Source organism: Gammaproteobacteria bacterium (assembly GCA_028817225.1).
Lineage (GTDB): Bacteria > Pseudomonadota > Gammaproteobacteria > Poriferisulfidales > Oxydemutatoraceae > Oxydemutator.
In genome coordinates this window covers 1-18,236 of record JAPPQC010000012.1, presented here as the reverse complement: position 1 = coordinate 18,236, position 18,236 = coordinate 1, and the positions used below count along the sequence as shown (strand labels likewise).

The 18,236-nt window shown below is 57.3% G+C and carries 15 protein-coding genes and 6 tRNA genes; 16 read left to right on the top strand and 5 right to left on the bottom strand.

Annotation, left to right across the window (positions count from 1 at the left end; genetic code table 11):
• Positions 1-97: 97 nt before the first annotated feature.
• Positions 98-1,396, top strand: coding sequence for a hypothetical protein (locus OXU50_01720; protein ID MDD9868600.1), 1,299 nt, complete (start codon positions 98-100; stop codon positions 1,394-1,396).
• A 240-nt stretch (positions 1,397-1,636) separates the two neighbouring features.
• Here OXU50_01720 and OXU50_01715 read toward each other — a convergent pair whose 3' ends face one another.
• The 5 genes from OXU50_01715 to OXU50_01695 form a co-directional block, all read right to left on the bottom strand.
• On the bottom strand, positions 1,637-2,407 hold the full coding sequence (locus tag OXU50_01715) for a site-specific DNA-methyltransferase (protein MDD9868599.1): 771 nt from the start codon (positions 2,405-2,407) through the stop codon (positions 1,637-1,639).
• A 5-nt stretch (positions 2,408-2,412) separates the two neighbouring features.
• Entirely contained in the window at positions 2,413-4,239 is a 1,827-nt protein-coding gene (locus tag OXU50_01710) for an AlwI family type II restriction endonuclease (GenBank protein ID MDD9868598.1), read from the bottom strand.
• Between the two features lie 2 nt (positions 4,240-4,241).
• Positions 4,242-6,056 carry a DNA repair protein RadC gene (gene radC, locus OXU50_01705; protein MDD9868597.1) on the bottom strand — a complete coding sequence of 605 codons (1,815 nt, stop codon included), beginning with the start codon at positions 6,054-6,056 and terminating at the stop codon, positions 4,242-4,244.
• A gap of 42 nt (positions 6,057-6,098) precedes the next feature.
• Positions 6,099-6,174, bottom strand: a tRNA-Asn gene (locus tag OXU50_01700).
• An 87-nt stretch (positions 6,175-6,261) separates the two neighbouring features.
• Positions 6,262-7,455 carry a pyridoxal phosphate-dependent aminotransferase gene (locus OXU50_01695; GenBank protein ID MDD9868596.1) on the bottom strand — a complete coding sequence of 398 codons (1,194 nt, stop codon included), beginning with the start codon at positions 7,453-7,455 and terminating at the stop codon, positions 6,262-6,264.
• A 159-nt stretch (positions 7,456-7,614) separates the two neighbouring features.
• Here OXU50_01695 and uvrB point away from each other — a divergent pair, with 159 nt between their 5' ends.
• From uvrB to OXU50_01620, 15 genes are all read left to right on the top strand, one after another.
• Entirely contained in the window at positions 7,615-9,687 is a 2,073-nt protein-coding gene (uvrB, locus tag OXU50_01690; protein ID MDD9868595.1) for an excinuclease ABC subunit UvrB, read from the top strand.
• A gap of 117 nt (positions 9,688-9,804) precedes the next feature.
• Positions 9,805-9,881 (top strand) — tRNA-Val (locus OXU50_01685).
• Between the two features lie 29 nt (positions 9,882-9,910).
• Positions 9,911-11,818 carry a threonine--tRNA ligase gene (gene thrS / locus OXU50_01680; GenBank protein ID MDD9868594.1) on the top strand — a complete coding sequence of 636 codons (1,908 nt, stop codon included), beginning with the start codon at positions 9,911-9,913 and terminating at the stop codon, positions 11,816-11,818.
• A gap of 13 nt (positions 11,819-11,831) precedes the next feature.
• Complete coding sequence (infC, locus tag OXU50_01675; protein ID MDD9868593.1) at positions 11,832-12,362, top strand: translation initiation factor IF-3; 531 nt, start codon at positions 11,832-11,834, stop codon at positions 12,360-12,362.
• Between the two features lie 4 nt (positions 12,363-12,366).
• Positions 12,367-12,564: a 50S ribosomal protein L35 gene (rpmI, locus tag OXU50_01670; protein MDD9868592.1), complete on the top strand. Its 198-nt coding sequence runs from the start codon at positions 12,367-12,369 to the stop codon at positions 12,562-12,564.
• A gap of 12 nt (positions 12,565-12,576) precedes the next feature.
• Entirely contained in the window at positions 12,577-12,936 is a 360-nt protein-coding gene (gene rplT, locus OXU50_01665; GenBank protein MDD9868591.1) for a 50S ribosomal protein L20, read from the top strand.
• Between the two features lie 33 nt (positions 12,937-12,969).
• On the top strand, positions 12,970-13,971 hold the full coding sequence (pheS, locus tag OXU50_01660) for a phenylalanine--tRNA ligase subunit alpha (GenBank protein MDD9868590.1): 1,002 nt from the start codon (positions 12,970-12,972) through the stop codon (positions 13,969-13,971).
• Positions 13,950-16,517 (top strand): phenylalanine--tRNA ligase subunit beta, encoded by a 2,568-nt coding sequence (pheT, locus tag OXU50_01655; protein MDD9868589.1) that lies wholly within the window; start codon positions 13,950-13,952, stop codon positions 16,515-16,517. Before pheS ends, pheT begins: the two co-directional genes overlap by 22 nt.
• Positions 16,514-16,852, top strand: a complete 339-nt coding sequence (locus tag OXU50_01650) for an integration host factor subunit alpha (GenBank protein MDD9868588.1) — start codon at positions 16,514-16,516, stop codon at positions 16,850-16,852. The genes pheT and OXU50_01650 overlap by 4 nt, the downstream gene beginning before the upstream one ends.
• The gene (locus tag OXU50_01645; GenBank protein MDD9868587.1) at positions 16,824-17,156 is read left to right on the top strand and encodes a MerR family transcriptional regulator; all 333 of its coding nucleotides are present in this window, start codon (positions 16,824-16,826) and stop codon (positions 17,154-17,156) included. The genes OXU50_01650 and OXU50_01645 overlap by 29 nt, the downstream gene beginning before the upstream one ends.
• Before the next feature lie 5 nt (positions 17,157-17,161).
• A tRNA-Pro gene (locus OXU50_01640) sits at positions 17,162-17,238 on the top strand.
• A gap of 136 nt (positions 17,239-17,374) precedes the next feature.
• Complete coding sequence (locus OXU50_01635) at positions 17,375-17,725, top strand: methylated-DNA--[protein]-cysteine S-methyltransferase (GenBank protein MDD9868586.1); 351 nt, start codon at positions 17,375-17,377, stop codon at positions 17,723-17,725.
• 79 nt (positions 17,726-17,804) lie between these two features.
• Positions 17,805-17,889: transfer RNA gene (locus OXU50_01630), tRNA-Tyr, on the top strand.
• A gap of 86 nt (positions 17,890-17,975) precedes the next feature.
• Positions 17,976-18,049: transfer RNA gene (locus tag OXU50_01625), tRNA-Gly, on the top strand.
• 25 nt (positions 18,050-18,074) lie between these two features.
• Positions 18,075-18,149: transfer RNA gene (locus tag OXU50_01620), tRNA-Thr, on the top strand.
• Positions 18,150-18,236 lie beyond the last annotated feature (87 nt).

Below are 18,236 nucleotides of genomic sequence, written 5' to 3'. Positions count from 1 at the left end.
CCGCGCGCCGCCAGACCATACCGGCTTTCCGCGAAAAGGAAGTCTGGAAAATCGGAGAGGGGTATGAATACAAGGGAATGGAAAAGGAGATTTAGCAATGACTCATCGGGATTTCATTGTAGAGCCGTACAAAAAATGTCCTGAATGCCGGGCTGAAAAGTCCTTTGGTGTTTTAAGGCATCTTGCAGGTTCAAAAAGATATACAAGAGAATGTTTTCAATGCCATTATAAAGAGCACTATGGTTTGCCAAATATTAAAAAGAAAATCATATATCTGGATCAATTTGTTATCAGTAATTTAGTCAAGCTACTGGACAAATCGCATCCGAGCCATTTCAAGGTTAAATCTGATCCTTTCTGGAAAGATTTATTTATAAGGCTTGAAAAGGCTTTGAAATCTCAAGCTATTGTTTGCCCCGATAGTTTCTATCACAGGAGTGAGTCACTAATCGGCCGTACTGATTTTGAGCAGATGAAAAATTTGTATGAACACTTCTCCAACAGCAATACTTTAATTCCTGGCGAGGTAGTTCAGACGCGACAGATTGTACAGCACTTTGAAGGCTGGATAGAGAGCAGGAAAGTTGAGTTTGATTTAAGTCCTGAAAACATTTTTTCTGGAAGGAAATTGCACGATTGGGTGGTGGACATGCGGGTATCAGTAAACCGTGGTCCTTTCCCCGGTGAGATAGAAAAGCAGCAAGTAAGCAATATGAGGGTGCGTGCTGACTTGCAAGATGTTTGGGATAAATGGCAGTCTCAAAAAGACGTCAAATTTGCTGAAAGAGTGAGGGAGGAAGCTTCGGATTTTTGGCCAACATTGAAGAGAGAGATGGTGAAATTCTCTATTAAACAAAGGCAGCTTAATGAAAAAATAGCTACAGGAGAAGCCTATGACATAGATGATGTTTTGCTGCCATTGCCACTTAAAGTATTGGCCGATCTTACCGAAGTAGCTGAGAAGAAAGGATTAGAAGGAGAAGAGGTTATAGATGTACTGGATAGATATATGAAGGACACGGATGCATTTCTGGAGGTGCCGAAAATCAGGATTGGTGCAGTGATGTTTTCCGGATTGGCACATAGAGCAGTGAGTGGTAAAAGGCATCCTCCAAAATCCACTGTAGATATAGGTTTCATATCGTCTTATCTGCCGTATTTTGATGCGCTTTTTGTAGATAAAGAATCTGCTTCTCTTCTCAAAGAGCTCCCTAAAGATACCCCTCCATACTTGAGGCTGCAAGAATTTCCGGCTAAGGTGTTTTCATTGAACAATAAGGATGATTTCCTTGATTATCTTACTCAGCTAATCGCGGAGGTTCCTGAGAGTCAAATAAAAATATTAAAAGATATGTGCGGAGAAAGTTATGCTAAGTCCATACTGGATGATTATTGAGAGCGAGAAAGGTAATCAGGCATTCACCATCGGGCAAGGGTTTTCCTCGCCCGATGGTGAATGTTAGATGTCAAGAAAAAGCGCTGATGAGGTTGGCAAAGCTATCGTGCTGCTTTTGTGGCCATTGTTTGATTGTATTCACAGGTTGACTTCAAGCAATGACTGAGAGTTTGTCAATCATCTCTCTATTTCTAGGGTATTGAGCGCTGTTCTATATTGAACATCCTTAGATTCATATTATTAAAATCTCATCCTTTTTCTGGCAATCTCCAAATATTTTTTATTTTGTTCTATTCCAATCCATTTTCGGCCATATTTTTTTGCCACACAGGCTGTTGTTCCACTCCCCAGGAATGGATCAAGGACAATGTCCTTTTTATTGGAGCTTGCTAAAATGATTCTTTTAAGCATTTCTTCTGGCTTCTGTGTGGGATGTAATGCACGACCATCAGTGCCACGCAACCTCTCTTTCCCTTGCACAAGAGGCAGTTCCCAGAGGTCGCGCATTTGCTTTGGGTGGCCATCTTTTTGCCTAATAGGGTTTATTTGCTTTACTTCTTCGTAGTTGAAAGTCCAGCCCTTGCCCTTTACTGACCAAATAACAAACTCTGTTGAGTGTGTAAAAACTCGTTTTGTCATATTGGGCATCGCATTTGTTTTATGCCATGTGATGATATTGTTTATTTTAAAGTTGAGCTGCTTTAAAACAATCATTACTTCACTGATATTGTGATAGCTACACGCAATGTAAATTGCGCCGCTATCTTTCAAGACTCTATCGCAAGCTCCAATCCACTTTTGTGTAAATTGCACATACTCAGGTGTTGTCATTTTGTCCCAACGCTCATTGACCATATACCAATCACCACCTGTTTTGTTTCCTTTCCATTGCAGGCCGCTTCCGGACAAGTTGTAAGGTGGATCGGCAAAAATCAAGTCGATGGAGCTCTCATCAACTTTCTTGTTGAGTATATTAACACAATTGCCGTTATATATGATATTTGTTTTCATATCTACTATATTCTGGAAATCAGGCTTTCTCCCCATGAGGAGATAGTGATCGGGATACTCTGCAACCACTCGCCCGAGTTATCGTGCTGCCTGGAAGAATCCAGTATTTCATTGTACAAGCGACAAAGTTCGCTATGATTTAGAAATTTCCCTTTATTTTTCATTTGGAGCAGGGTCCTTAAAATCAAAACGAAGTTGTCAATTGAAAGCGGAATGATTTTTTGCGCCTGCCCTTCATATTCATATTTTATCGCATTCCAAAAAGTATTTATTGTATCCCTGTGCAATGAAGGGGCTATAAACAGGCAATAACATGGCTTACCGCCATGCTCATTTTCAAAGTCCCTCAAATGTCTCATCACTGGTTGCCCTTCGTGGTACCATTGCTCTCGCCTGGTCAGCATTGTGACTTCGCAAATCGCGTTAAAGTCTTTATAAAAGCACTCAATGTCCGGAGTGTTTGCAGGAGCAGTGTAAGTCGGCTCATTATCATCGCCAACAGGATAGTTTGGCTGTATTCTTTCCGCATCGTTGAGTGCATGCAATCCAAGCGCAGACAACTTTTCCAGCAGGATAGATCGTTTTTCGAGATTAAAAATATTTTCAAAATTTGCAATATAAGATTCAATCTGTTCGACCGTTTGGGATTTCTCTTGATTGTCTTTTTCTTGCAACAGTCTTCTATACTCTCGCAGTTCTGCGATGTAGTTCTTCAACTCATTGTTTGGCATTTCCCGGTAGTTCTTGATTCTCATTTTTTCTGTTTGCAGAGAATTTTCATATTGGCGCAACTCTTCAATAAGTTTCGCAATAATCTCAATATACTTCCCGGAGGTTTCCCATGGAAGTTGAGGTTGAGAAATATCAGAAATATACCCGAGGTACTCTTCTGCTGATTCAAAGGCTCTTGATGCCCCACTGTCATGGCCGAGTAAAGACTCGATCTCAATAGCTCGCCTTGATTCCAGGTCAATGTAAAACCCTCCACCACGAATATATACATATCGAGTCAGGCGGAAATAACGAATTGCATTATCGCCATAATCGCCCAGAGTGCTCAGAAGTTTGTTTATCTTGTTTTTGTCACTGGTCTCCAAGAATTCACGAGCAAATTTCGTTTTATAACTCCTCAAGATTGTATTTTTCTCTTCACTCGTTCTTCCTGACAAAGCTGTTCTCAAATCAATGATTTTATTCGCATGACTGCCGATATCTTGATAATGCACCAGTGTTGGCGCAAAAAGAGAGAACTCTTCCTTACTGACTCCTTTTGGTTGGCGGCCATGCTCAATTTCCTTTTGGTTAACCGTATTAATCAGGTGAAGTGAGGCAACGAAAGGTTTAATGTCATAACCTTCGCTTGCAGGATAGTCACTACGGCTAACTGGATTGGGTATTTGCCACTTCAAAAAGAACTTGAAAAATATTTCTCCAAGATCAAAACTATCACTCAGAAATAATTTCCCTAAGTCTGTGATGACCACCTTATCGTGTTTGACAGTAGCAGCCCCCATTTTCTTAAGCGGATTCATGGACTGTCTTCCCCGCATTTCAGGGTCGACATAATCCTTCTCATTGAATATATCTGTGGCCTCTTCAAGAGAAATATCTCTTGATAAATCGTTAATCAGAGAGACCTTGTCTCGTGAAAGTCCTTTATAGAACTGATTCGTTCCATAACCGTATAGTCTGTTCTGAATCAGAAGAATCTGATATTTTTTCTGATTCTCAGAATCCCATTCTGAGCCTTCGAGTTGCTGTAAGACGCCCAGGAAATCCCTTAATCTATAAGGATTTCGTACTGTTGTTGTAATGGACCAAGGTTTTTTCATGGTTATTTTCTCACTTTGCAGTAGAAAATGCGTTCTGCATTATTTTCACCGTTACTTTTTCCAGTTGTAAAGGCTTTATAGTCTTTTTCGAAAATCTCAACACTTCCACGCGCACTCAAGTGCTGCAAAATTTCTGCATCGTTCATTCGTGCATTTGATCTCCCATCTTTAGAATCTCCCGTGTTGTTATAAGAAAGAAGAAGATGTTGGCAATCTGCATTGTTTATTAAATCAGAAAATGCACGGTTCGCATCCCTAAGGCAGTAAGCACTTTTGATATGCGAACGGTCCATTTTTTTGCCTATGCCGGTGACCCTGGGTTTCTTCCATTCTGCAAGATTCTCTAAAAGATGATATGCATCAGAATATTGGCGCGAGTTGTATGGCGGGTCAATATAGAGAACATCACAAGAGATTTTTTTGATGAGCGCATTTGCGTCTTCTTTGTGAATCACATTATTCACATTGTAAGAGTAATTAATATCAGGAGTCAGAAGATTCACAGGCTGCAGCATATCCATTTTTTTCCGGAATGCATCATAATGCCCAACGGTATTGGCGACTTTGTCTGCCGCGTAGAGCAGTGAGCAAATCAAAATGCTTTTTTCATCAGCATTGTCTGCAATATGCTCTATTTCTTCTCGCATTACTCCTATTTTCTTTGCATTTTCTACTGTGAAATATGTCCCACCAAAATGTTTCGAAAAATAGTTTTCTCCACTCGTTGGTAAGGCATTGAGGTACTCTATCTTTTTGGCGCTGCCTTTTTGCATATCGCGGCTAACACCCAGGAAAGCTTGTAAGCAAATGTAGTTTGCAAAAAGAAAATCATTGGAAATAACCTTGATGTTTGGGTTATTGAGTCGTTCTCCAACGACACCTGTGCCGGCAAATATGTCACAAAAAGAATCGACCAGGCCGCATTTTTCGAGGACTATATCCTCAATAAACCCGAGCAGTTTGTATTTGTTGCCCAAGTATCGTCTATTTTGAAGTTGGAAATACCTGCTTTTTTTGAGACGTTGTGATTGGGGGTAACGCTTGGTTATCCTTTGTGCACTAACTTTGTAATCGGGTCTTTCGATTTCCAGCAGATCAAACAATGGCTCCTGTTTCCCATCTTCAACATAATCGAGAATTTTGCCTTGGTTTTTTGAGCTCTGATAAAAACTGTAATTTGTCTTCTTGGATACAATCACAAAATCAATGACAGGAATTCCCATTATTTCTCCAGCCTGTGTGATTCTTTCAATAATCTGAATGTCCTTTTCACTTGGGGAAGAGTCGCCGGAAGGGTGATTGTGTACAAGGATTACCCCTGTAGCATTATATTCCGTTGCAGGGTGAAAAACTTCTCTCGGATGCAATAATGTTTTATCCACGAGGCCGATACTCACCACTTCTTTTTTTAATAAAATATTTCTTGCATTGAGATACAAGCAGACAAGATGTTCTTTTTTCTTGTTCTTCAGGTCATAAGTAAGTGAAGCGACATCACGGTAATTCCTGATTTTTATGTCATTCTCCCGATTATCGTCGTAGCACCTCTTCACGAGAGAAATCGCGGATATGATTTGCAGGGCTTTTGCTTGACCAATTCCTGCAATTTCCTGTAAATCATCAATTGTGATATTCAGAAAATTCTTACCAAACCTTCTGATGATTTGTTGAGATAATTGTTGTACATTCTTCCCCCTAATTCCACTTCCAAGCATGATGGCCAGAAGGTCACTCTTTGAGAGCGCTTCCGGTCCTTTTTTGAGAAACTTCTCGCGTGGTCTGTCGACTCTTGGGATATCTTTTATTTTTTTCATCATTTTCAATCTTTGCGATTGTGTTCAGAAATAAATAGGTTAATCTGGCTCCCCGGGACGGGCTCGAACCGCCGACCTAGTGATTAACAGTCACCCGCTCTACCAACTGAGCTACCGGGGAAAGGGTAATCCGCAAGTTTAATGGACGCTGCGACGGCAAGTCAATTGCAGGAGGGCGGCGCATCACCGGAACCTGCGCCACAGCAAATCACGCCTGTTCCCCCGCCATCTCCGCAATTCGCTCCACCGCCTTTTCCAGTTCATCCATTCCCGTTGCGAACGACAGCCGCAGGTGGTTGACCATTCCGAACGCGATTCCCGGCACCGCCGCCACATGGTGTTTCTCCAGCAGGTACTCCGCCAGTTCCAGGTCGTTGCCGACTTTGGGGTGGCGCTCAATCACGCCGGAGAAATTGGGGAACACATAAAAACTCCCGTCCGGCATCAGCGTTTCCACGCCGTTGATTTTCCGCAGCGCCGCGCCCAGCCAGTCGCGGCGTTCGGCGAAGGTCTCGCGCATCTTCGCCACGCAGTCCAGTGGCCCGTCGAGCGCGGCGCGCGCAGCCTCCTGCGAGATGGAGCACGGGTTCGAGGTGCTTTGCGACTGAATCTTCTTCATCACCGCAATCAGCCCGGCGGGGCCGGCGGCGTAGCCGATGCGCCAGCCGGTCATCGAGAACGCCTTTGACACGCCGTTGATCACGACCGTCCTTGATTGCAGTTCCGGGCACACATTGACAATGTTGGCAAACGGCTCCGCGCCGAACACAAAGTGCTCGTAAATGTCGTCGCTGCAAATATGGATGTTCGGGTTTTGCAGCAGCACCTCGGCCAGTTCCCCCAGCTCGCTTCTTGAATACAGCATGCCCGACGGATTGTTCGGGCTGTTCAGCATCAGCAGCCGCGTGTTTTTGGTGATGCTGCGCTCCAGTTGCTGCGCGTTAATCTTGAAACGCTGCCCCATGCCGGCGCGCAGTATCACCGGCTCGCCCTCGGCCAGTTTGATCAGTTCCGGGTAGCTGAGCCAGAACGGCGCCGGCGTGATCACCTCGTCGCCCTTGTTCAGCAGCGCCTGGCAGAGGTTGTAGAGGCTGTGCTTGGCGCCGCACGACACCAGTATCTGGTCGCCCGCGTAGTCCAGGCCGTTTTCGCACTTCAGTTTGTCCGCCACCGCCTGCTTGAGTTCCGCGGTGCCGTCCACCGCGGTGTAGCCGGTCTTGTTGTCGCGCATCGCCTTCGCCGCCGCTTCCTTGACATGCTCCGGCGTCGGAAAATCCGGCTGCCCGACGGCCAGGTTGATGACATCCCGGCCTTCCGCGCGCAGCCGGTTGGAAAGCGCGGAAATGCTGAGGGTCTGCGACGGGCTGATTTTCTGCGCGCGCTGGGAGAATGTGTTCGGCATGGTCTCGTGTTCCGGTGTGGGTTGGGTGCGGCCCCCGCCTGCGCGGGGGTTCCCGTTGCGCGGCGGCCAAAAGGGCGGCGCGGGAAGCGCCGCCCCCCGCTCCGGCTGGTATCATACTGTCAGTCGCGCCTGAAATAAAGTGTTCCAGGCGCGGATTGTATGAGCGGACGAAAGTTCAAACTGGAAAGCGCCTACACCGCCGCCGGCGACCAGCCCGGCGCCATCAACGATCTGGTGACGGGGCTGTCCGACGGCCTGTCGCACATGACGCTGCTGGGCGTCACCGGCTCCGGCAAGACCTTCACCATCGCCAATGTCATCGAGCGCGTGCAGCGCCCCACCATCATCCTGGCGCCGAACAAGACCCTCGCCGCGCAACTCTACGGCGAGATGAAGGAGTATTTCCCGAAGGCCGCGGTCGAGTATTTCGTGTCGTATTACGACTACTACCAGCCGGAGGCCTATGTGCCCAGCAGCGACACCTACATCGAGAAGGACGCCTCGGTCAACGACCATGTCGAGCAGATGCGCCTGTCGGCGACCAAGGCGCTGTTCGAGCGGCCCGACACCGTCATCGTCGGCACCGTGTCCGCCATCTACGGCCTCGGCGACCCGAAGAAATACCTGAGCATGGTGCTGCACCTGGACCGCGGCGAGCCGGTCGAGCAGCGCGCCATCCTGCGCCGCCTCGCCGAGTTGCAGTACAAGCGCAACGACACCGAGTTGCGCCGCGGCACCTTCCGCGTGCACGGCGATGTCATTGACATCCACCCGGCGGAGTCGGGCCGCGAGGCGGTGCGCGTCGAGTTGTTCGACGACGAGATTGAAAACCTCAGTTACTTCGACCCGCTCACCGGCGAGGTGCTGGCGCGCGTGCCGCGCCTGACGGTCTATCCCAAGAGCCACTATGTGACGCCGCGCGAGACCATCCTCAAGGCCATCGAACAGGTCAGGGAGGAATTGCGCGCCGAACTCGACCGCCTGACGAAGGCGAACAAACTGGTCGAGGCGCAGCGCCTGGAGCAGCGCACGGTGTTCGACCTTGAGATGATGCACGAACTCGGCTACTGCGCCGGCATCGAGAACTATTCGCGCTACCTGAGCGGGCGCGGCGCCGGCGAGCCGCCGCCGTGCCTGCTCGATTACCTGCCGGGCAACGCGCTGATGGTCGTGGACGAGAGCCATGTCGCTATCCCGCAATTCATGGGCATGTACCGCGGCGACCATTCGCGCAAGAAAACGCTGGTGGAATACGGCTTCCGGCTGCCGTCGGCGCTCGACAACCGGCCATTGCGCTTCGACGAGTTCGAGGCGCTGGCGCCGCAGATGGTGTTCGTGTCGGCGACGCCGGCAACCTACGAGAAGGAGCACAGCGGCGCCGTCATCGAGCAGGTGGTGCGCCCCACCGGCCTGGTGGACCCGCAGGTCGAGGTGCGCCCGGTGGCGTCGCAGGTGGACGATGTGCTGTCGGAAATCAACCGCCGCGCCGAACTCGGCGAGCGCGTGCTGATTACGACGCTGACCAAGCGCATGGCCGAGGATTTGACCGACTACCTGTTCGAGCACGGCGTGCGCGTGCGCTACCTGCATTCCGATGTGGACACGGTCGAGCGCGTCGAGATCATCCGCGACCTGCGCATGGGCGTGTTTGATGTGCTCGTCGGCATCAACCTGCTGCGCGAGGGGCTGGACATCCCGGAGGTCTCGCTGGTCGCGGTCTTCGACGCCGACAAGGAGGGTTTTCTGCGCTCCGGCACATCGCTGGTGCAGACCATCGGGCGCGCCGCGCGCCACCTGAACGGCAGGGCCATCCTCTACGCCGACGCCGTCACCGGCTCGATGCGCACGGCGATGGACGAGACCGACCGCCGCCGCGCGAAGCAGATTGCGTTCAACAAAAAGCACGGCATTCGCCCGCAGGGCATCCGCAAGAAGGTGACCGACATCATGGAGGGCGCGCACACCCGCCGCCACGGCATCGAGAAGGGCCGCGCCCGCGGCAGGGTCGCCGAGATTGCAGCGGGTGATTATTGCGAGTTGACGCCGAACCAGGCCGTCGGCAAGATCAAGAAGATGGAGGACAAGATGTTCGCGCACGCGCGCAACCTTGAATTTGAGGAGGCGGCGCGCGTGCGCGATGAAATCGCGCGCATCAAGGAGCAGGTCTTCGGCTTTGAAGAGGGCCTGGATGAACACTTCGGCGGGGGTCTCGGCGAAAGGGCGAGCGCATGACGCCGCCCGCCGCCCGCCGCCGCGTGCGCGGCGCGCGCGCAGCCGCAATGACGGCGGACGGGCCGCCGCCCTGACACATTGTGCTATCCTTTGCGCCCGTGACGGGCTTTGCACGGAAGGCGCGTAGCTCAGCTGGTTAGAGCACCACCTTGACATGGTGGGGGTCGTTGGTTCGAGTCCAATCGCGCCTACCATGCCCGCACAGGCGACCCGAACGACACCGATGCCCGAAATCACACTTCCCGACGGCAGCAGCAAGACCTTTCAGCAGCCGGTCACGGTGATGCGCGTGGCCGAGGACATCGGCCCGGGCCTCGCGAAGGCGGCGCTCGCCGGCGAGGTCGCCGGGCGCCTGGTGGACGCCTGCGTTGAAATCCCGGAAGACGCGCCGCTGCGCATCATCACCGCGAAAGACGAGGAGGGCCTTGAAATCGTGCGCCACTCGTTCGCGCACCTGATGGGCCACGCCGTCAAGCAACTCTACCCCGACGCGCAAATGGCCATCGGCCCGGTCATCGAAAACGGCTTCTATTACGACATCGCCTACCGCCGCCCGTTCACCGAGGACGACCTCGAGGCCATCGAGCGGCGCATGACCGAACTGGCAGGCAAAGACTACGATGTGGTGCGCAAGGTCGTCACGCGCGAGCAGGCCATCAGCACCTTCGAGGAGCGCGGCGAGCCGTACAAGGTGCAAATCGCGCGCGCGATACCGGACGGCGAGATCATCGCGCTCTACCACCACGAGGAATATGTGGACATGTGCCGCGGCCCGCATGTGCCGAACACGCGCCACCTGCGCGCCTTTCACCTGACCGGCGTCGCCGGCGCCTACTGGCGCGGCGACCACAACAACGAGATGCTGCAGCGCATTTACGGCACCGCGTGGGCCGACCGCAAGCAACTCAAGGCGCACCTGGCGCATCTGGAGGAGGCCGGCAAACGCGACCACCGCCGCCTCGGCGCGCAGATGGACCTGTTTCATTTCCAGCCCGAGGCGCCGGGCATGGTGTTCTGGCACGAGAACGGCTGGACGCTCTACCGCCTGGTCGAGGACTACATGCGCGCCGCGCTCGCCGGCGCCGGTTACCACGAGGTGCACACGCCGCAGATGCTCGACCGCTCGCTGTGGGAGCGCTCCGGCCACTGGGACAAGTTCGGCGACATGATCTTCTCGACCGAGTCGGAGAAGCGCGACTACGCGGTCAAGCCGATGAACTGCCCGGCGCACATCCAGATTTACAACCAGGGCCTCAAGAGTTACCGCGACCTGCCGTACCGCCTGGCCGAGTTCGGCGTCGTCCACCGCAACGAGCCTTCCGGCACGCTGCACGGCCTGATGCGGGCGCGGCGCTTCACGCAGGACGACGCCCACATCTTCTGCGGCGAGGAACAGTTGCAGCCCGAGATCGCGGCCTTGATCGAGATGATGTTTCGCGTCTATCGCGACTTCGGTTTCAATGATGTGCTGGTCGCGCTGTCCACGCGCCCGCCGCGGCGCGTCGGCGACGACGCGCTGTGGGACAAGGCCGAGCGCGCGCTGGAAGAGGCGCTGAAGGCGCGCCGCCTCGAGTTCGCGGTGCAGCCGGGCGAGGGCGCGTTCTACGGCCCCAAGATTGATTTCACGCTGACCGACAGTTTGGGCCGCAAGTGGCAGTGCGGAACCATCCAGATAGACTTCTCGATGCCGGGCCGCCTCGGCGCCGAATATGTCGCCGCCGACAGTGCGCGCAGGACGCCGGTGATGATTCACCGCGCCATCCTCGGCTCGCTGGAGCGCTTCATCGGCATCCTGATTGAGAACCACGGCGGCAAACTGCCGCTGTGGCTGGCGCCGGTGCAGGCCGTGGTGATGAACATCACCGACGCCCAGCGCGACTACGCGGCGGCGGTGGCCGGGGATTTGCGCGCCCGCGGTTTCCGCGTCGCGGCGGACTTGAGAAATGAGAAGATAAACTATAAAATCAGGGAACACACGCTCAAGCGTGTTCCCTACATGCTGATTACAGGCGACGCGGAACGCTCCGGTGAAACCGTTGCGGTGCGCTCGCTTGACGGCAGCGACCTCGGCGCCATGCCCGTTTCGCGGCTGGCGCAAGAGTGGGAAAAAGAGACAAAAGCCGCAACATGAACAGGAGGACGGCATCAAGCTGACAAAAAGAAATCGTTTGAACGACGAGATCAACGATTTGAACGTGCGTCTGATTGACCCCGAGGGCGTCAACATGGGCATCATGAGCGCCACCGACGCGCGCCGTTTCGCAACCGAGCGCGAACTCGACCTGGTCGAGTTGGTGCCGAACGCGTCGCCGCCGGTGTGCCGGGTCATGGACTACGGCAAATTCCGTTTCGAGCAGCGCAAGAAGGCGCAGCAGGCGCGAAAGAAGCAGAAGCGCACGCAGGTCAAGGAGATCAAGTTCAGGCCGGGCACCGACAAGATGGATTACGAGACCAAGCTGCGCAGTTTGGTCCGCTTCCTGCAGGACGGCGACAAGGCCAAGATTGTTCTGCGATTCAGGGGCCGCGAGATGATGCACCGGGAACTGGGAATGAAGATGCTGGAGCGGGTGCGCGACGACCTCGCCGAGCACGCCGTCGTCGAGCAGGCGCCGAAGAACGAGGGGCGCATGATTGTGATGGTCATGGCGCCGAAGAAGAAACAGCAGCAGAATTGAGAAAATGCCGAAACTGAAAACCAACCGCGGCGCCGCCAAGCGCTTCCGCAAGACGGCCTCCGGCTCGTACCGCAAGAAGCACTCGCACGCGCGCCACATCCTGACGAAGAAAAGCGCCAAGCGCAAGCGCAACCTGCGCGCGCCCGACCTGATACACGCCAGCGACGAGGCCGTGATGCGCAAGTTGCTGCCGTACGCGTAACCGGGGGAGGCCATGTCACGAGCGAAGAACAGCGTCGCCGCGCACGCCCGCCACAAGGAGGTGCTGAAGCGCGCCAAAGGCTACCGCGGCGCCCGCAGCAGGACTTTCCGCGCCGCCCGCCAGGCGGTCATCCGCGCCGGCGAGTACGCCTACCGCGACCGCCGCGGGCGCAAGCGGTTTTTCCGCGGCCTGTGGATTGTCCGCATCAACGCCGCCGCGCGACACTTCGGCCTGTCCTACAGCCGCCTGATCGCCGGCATGGCGCGGGCCGGCATCGAGATAGACCGCAAAATGCTGGCCGAACTCGCGGTCAGCGACCCGGACGCTTTCGGCAAGATTGCCGAGAAGGCAAAGGCCGCGCTCGCCGCCTGAGGCCGCTCGCGGGGCGCTGCGCGGGCAAGACGGATGCAGGAGATTGCGAGAATCGCCTCCGAAGCGCGCGAACGCATGGCGGCGGCGCAGACGGTTTCCGAACTCGACCGGCTGCGCGTTGAATACCTCGGCAGGAAAGGCGCCATCACGCGCCGCCTGAAGGAACTCGATTCGCTGCCGCCGCAGCGCCGCCCCGCCGCCGGCAAGGCCGTCAACGCCGCCAAGCGCGGCGTGCAGCAGGCGTTTGAGCGCCGCCGCGCGGCCCTCGACGAACAGGCGCTGGAGCGCCGCCTCGCCGGCGAGAAGATGGATGTGACGCTGCCGGGGCGCGGCCAACGCGCCGGCGCGCTGCACCCGGTGACGCGCACGCTGCGCCGCGTCGAGGACCTGTTGCAGCGCGCCGGCTTCGACATCGAGGAAGGCCCCGACATCGAGGATGACTTCCACAACTTCGAGGCGCTGAACATCCCGCCGCTGCACCCGGCGCGCGCGATGCACGACACTTTCTATCTCAACGACGGCCTGCTGCTGCGCACGCACACCTCGCCGGTGCAGATTCGCGTGATGCGCCGCGCCCGCCCGCCGATCCGGATGATCGCGCCGGGGCGGGTCTATCGCTGCGACCTTGATGTCACGCACAGCCCGATGTTCCACCAGGTCGAGGGCCTCGCGGTGGACGAGGCGGTTTCGTTCGCCGACCTCAAGGGCGTCGTGACGGGTTTCCTGCGCGCCTTTTTTGAGGAGCGCGATTTGCCGATCCGGTTCAGGCCGTCGTATTTTCCGTTCACCGAGCCGTCCGCCGAGGTGGACATCCACTGGCGCCACGGCGGCGGACGCCACGGCTGGCTCGAGATCATGGGCTGCGGCATGGTGCATCCGAATGTGCTGAAAGCGGTCGGTTACGACGCCGGGCGTTACAGCGGCTACGCCTTCGGCCTCGGCATCGAGCGCCTTGCGATGCTGCGCCACGGCATTGACGACCTGAGAATATTCTTCGAGAACGACCTGCGCTTTTGCGCGCAGTTTTCCGCCTGAGCGGGGCCGCCGTGCGCTGCAACCTTGAATGGCTCCGGCAATGGGTGGCGATTGCGCCCGAAGACGCGCGCGCGCTGGGCGAGCGCCTGACGCTGGCCGGCCTTGAAGTGGACTCGGTGACGGCGGCGGCGCCGGCGCTGCCGAAGGTGGTCGCCGCGCGCGTCGAGTCGGTCGCCGCGCACCCCGACGCCGCGCGCCTGCGACTGTGCCGGGTTGACGCCGGCGCAGGCCAGCACCGCCGGGTGGTTTGCGGCGCGCCGAATGTGCGCGAGGGTTTGTGCGCGCCGCTCGCGCTGGAAGGCGCGCGCATCGGCGGCACGGACATTTTGAAGACCGTGATTCGCGGCGTTGAATCCGAAGGCATGCTGTGTTCGGGCGCCGAACTCGGCCTCGGCGAGCACAGCGACGGCCTGCTCGACCTCGGCGAAATCGAACCCGGCGCCGACCTCAGCGAACACCTCGGCGCCGACGACCTCATCTACGACTTTGAATTGACGCCCAACCGCGCCGACTGTTTCAGCGTCGTCGGCATCGCGCGTGAAATCGCCGTGCTGCAGGGCGGCGCGCTGCCTGTGCCCGAAACGCCGGCGGTGGCGGCGGCCCATGATGCGCGCTGCGAGGCCGCCGTCGAGGCCGCCGATGCCTGTCCGCGCTATTTGTCAAGGGTCGTCACCGGCCTTGATGCGGCGGCGACGGCGCCGCTGTGGATGCGCGAGCGCCTGCGCCGCTGCGGCATGCGCAGCGTGCACCCGGTCGTGGATGTGCTGAACTATGTGATGCTTGAGACCGGGCAGCCGATGCACGCCTTTGACCGGCGGCGTCTTTCCGGCGAAGTCCGCGTGCGGTTTGCGAAGGACGCCGAATCGCTGCTTCCCATCGGCGCCGACAGCGACACCGACAACGACGGCGCGGCGCTTGCGCTGAACCGGCAAACGCTGGTCATTGCCGACGAGACCGGCCCGGTCGCGGTGGCCGGCGTCATCGGCGGCGCGCACAGCGCGGTCGGCGCCGACACCCGCGACATCGTCATTGAATGCGCGTTCTTCGCGCCGCGCGCCATCGCCGGGCGCGCGCGCGCATTGGGCCTGCACACCGAGTCTTCACACCGTTTTGAACGCGGCGTTGACCCGCACTTGCAGCACCGCGCGCTGGCGCGCGCGACGCAGTTGCTGCTGGAAATCGCCGGCGGCGGCGCCGGGCCGGTGCACGAAGTCGAAAGCGCGCCGCACCTGCCGCAGTCCGGCGCGATTGCACTGCGCGCCGCGGCCATTGAAAAGCGCCTCGGCGTCGCCGTCGCCGGCGACTTCGTTGCAAAGACGCTGCACAATCTCGGCTGCCGCGTCGAGACCGCCGAAAACGGCTGGCGCTGCCTGCCGCCGTCGTACCGCTTTGACCTGCACATTGAAGAAGACCTGATCGAGGAAATCGCGCGTTTCCACGGCTACGACAACATCCCGGAACGGCGCCGGCCCGGCGGCGCGCCGTTTGCGTTTGCCGGCGCCGGAACCATCTCCGCCGGCGACGGCGCGGACGACGGCGCCGCGCGCCTGCGCGCGCGCAACCGGCGTCTTGACGAGCGCCTGGTCGAGGCCGGCTACTACGAAGTCGTTACCTACAGTTTCATCGCCGACGACCAGGCCGGGCGTTTCAACGGCGAAACCGCGCCGCGCCTGAAGAACCCCATCTCAAACGAGATGTCGGTGATGCGCACCTCGCTGTGGCCGGGCCTGCTGCAAGTGCTGGCCCGCAACCTGCACCGCCGCCGCGAGCGCGTGCGGATTTTTGAGCGCGGCCCGGCCTTTTTCATCCGCGATGGCCGCCCGGGGCAGGCGCAGATGCTGGCGGGGCTGGCCTGTGGCGCGCTGTACCCTGAACAGTGGGGCGACGACGGCGCGGCGCGGCGGCGCGGCGGCGGCGATGCCGGGCCGTCGCGCGAAGGCCGCGGCATTTGCGGTTTCTACGATGTCAAGGGCGACATTGAGCGCCTGCTGCGCGGCGCCGGCGACCTCGCCTTTGAGGCGTGCGAACACCCGGCGCTTCATCCGGGGCGCACCGCCGCCGTGCTGCTGGACGGCGCGCGCATCGGCTGCCTCGGCCAACTGTCGCCGGCGGCGGAGCGGCAACTGGAATTGCCGGCGGCGATGCCGGTGCTGTTGTTTGAACTTGAACTCGGGCGCATCGCGGCGCCGGCGCCGGTGTCGTGCAAGCCGGTGTCGCCGTACCCGTCGGTGCGCCGCGACATCGCCGTCGTGTTCCCGGCGGAGGTGACGGCGGCGGCGGTGCTGCGCTGCATCAACGGCCTGCAACTGGATTATCTGGCGGAAACGGTGGTATTTGATGTTTTCGAGGGTGGTGATATACAATCCGGTTTCAGAAGCATGGCGTTGGGATTGATTTTTCAGGATTTGTCCGGCACCCTGACCGGCGGCGCAAGCGACGCCTGGGTCGAGACCATCGCCGCCGCCCTGCGGCGGGAACTGCGCGGAGAGTTGAGAACGACCTCCGCCGCGCCCGCGGATGATTCGGAGTTTTTGACGGAACAATGACAAAAACTACAGTAACCAAATCCGATTTGGTCAACAACCTCTCGCAGCAACTCGGCTTCAGCAAGAGCGAGTCGAAGGAATTCGTCGAGAATTTCTTTTCCGAGATAAGCCGCATGCTCGGCAACGACAAGATTGTCAAGTTGTCCGGTTTCGGCAATTTCGTGCTGCGCGACAAGAACGAGCGCCCCGGCAGAAACCCGAAGACGGGGGAGGAGGTGCCCATCGTGGCGCGCCGCGTCGTCGTCTTCAAGCCGGGGCAGAAACTGAAAAGCCGGGTCTCCGGTTGCATTGGGAAAGACGGCGGGGATGACCCGTTTTCCGCTGATACCGGATAAGCACTATTTCACGATCGGCGAGGTCAGCGAATGGTGCGGTGTGGAGCGGCATGTGCTGCGCTACTGGGAAAAGGAGTTTGTGCAACTGAAACCGGTGCGGCGCGGCAACCGCCGCTATTACACCCGCCGCAACCTCGCGCTGCTGATCAAGATTTACACGCTGCTGCGGGTGGACAAATACACGATAGACGGGGCCAGGCAGGTGCTGGAACACCCCGAAAAGGCGGCGAGGGCCGGCGTCAACGCGGCGCTGGTGCGGGAGTTGCAGGGTGAACTGGAAAGCATATTGAAGATGCTCAAATGAACAATCGGGGCGTGGCGCAGTCTGGTAGCGCACCGCAATGGGGTTGCGGTGGTCGGAGGTTCAAATCCTCTCGCCCCGACCAGTTCTGAGCCGCCGCCGTGTATTTCGACTCCCCCGTCGGCCTGCTTGAAATCGAGGCCGACGCCGGCGGCCTGCGGCGGTTGTCGTTTCGCGCCCGCCGCGCGCGCCGCGCGGCGCCGGCGCCCGCGGCGGCGGCGATGGAGGAGCGCGTCGCGCGCGAGTTGCGGCGTTACTTCAAGGATTCGTCGTGGCGCTTCGGTTTTCCGCTGAACCTGGCCGCCGCCAGTCGCTTCCAGCGCCGCGTCTGGCGCGCGCTGAGCGCCACCGGCGCCGGTCAGACCCTGACCTACGGCGGCCTCGCCGCGCGCCTCGGCACCCACCCGCGCGCGGTCGGCGGCGCCTGCCGCTCCAACCCGCTGCCCATCGTCATCCCGTGCCACCGGGTCATCGCCAAATCCGGCGACCTGCGCGGCTATACCGGCCCGACGCGGCAGCGGGGGCTGGCCGTCAAGGCGTGGCTGCTGCGCCACGAGGGAGCCCAAGTCTGATTTCCGGCGCGGAAAGCCCGATTTTGGCGCGGAATGCATTGACAGGCCGCCCCGCTGTTGGGATAATACCGTGTTTCCCGGAGGGGTACCCAAGCGGTCAACGGGGGCAGACTGTAAATCTGCTGGCTTTGCCTTCGTAGGTTCGAATCCTACCCCCTCCACCACAGCACTGAGGAGGGGGTAGCCGGGAAAACCGGGGTGACAATGAACTTGAAAATCTCAACGACAGCGGCGGTCGGGGCGGTTCCGCGCGGGTGTAGTTCAGTGGTAGAACCTCAGCCTTCCAAGCTGATGACGGCGGTTCAATTCCGCTCACCCGCTCCAGCGTCCGGAAGGTCCGCATCGAATCGCCCATATAGCTCAGCGGTAGAGCACTTTCTTGGTAAGAAAGAGGTCACCGGTTCAACCCCGGTTATGGGCTCCATTCAATCCAACCAACTTTGTTCGCAGGAGTATCATGTCCAAGGAAAAATTTGAAAGAACGAAGCCGCACATCAACGTGGGCACGATA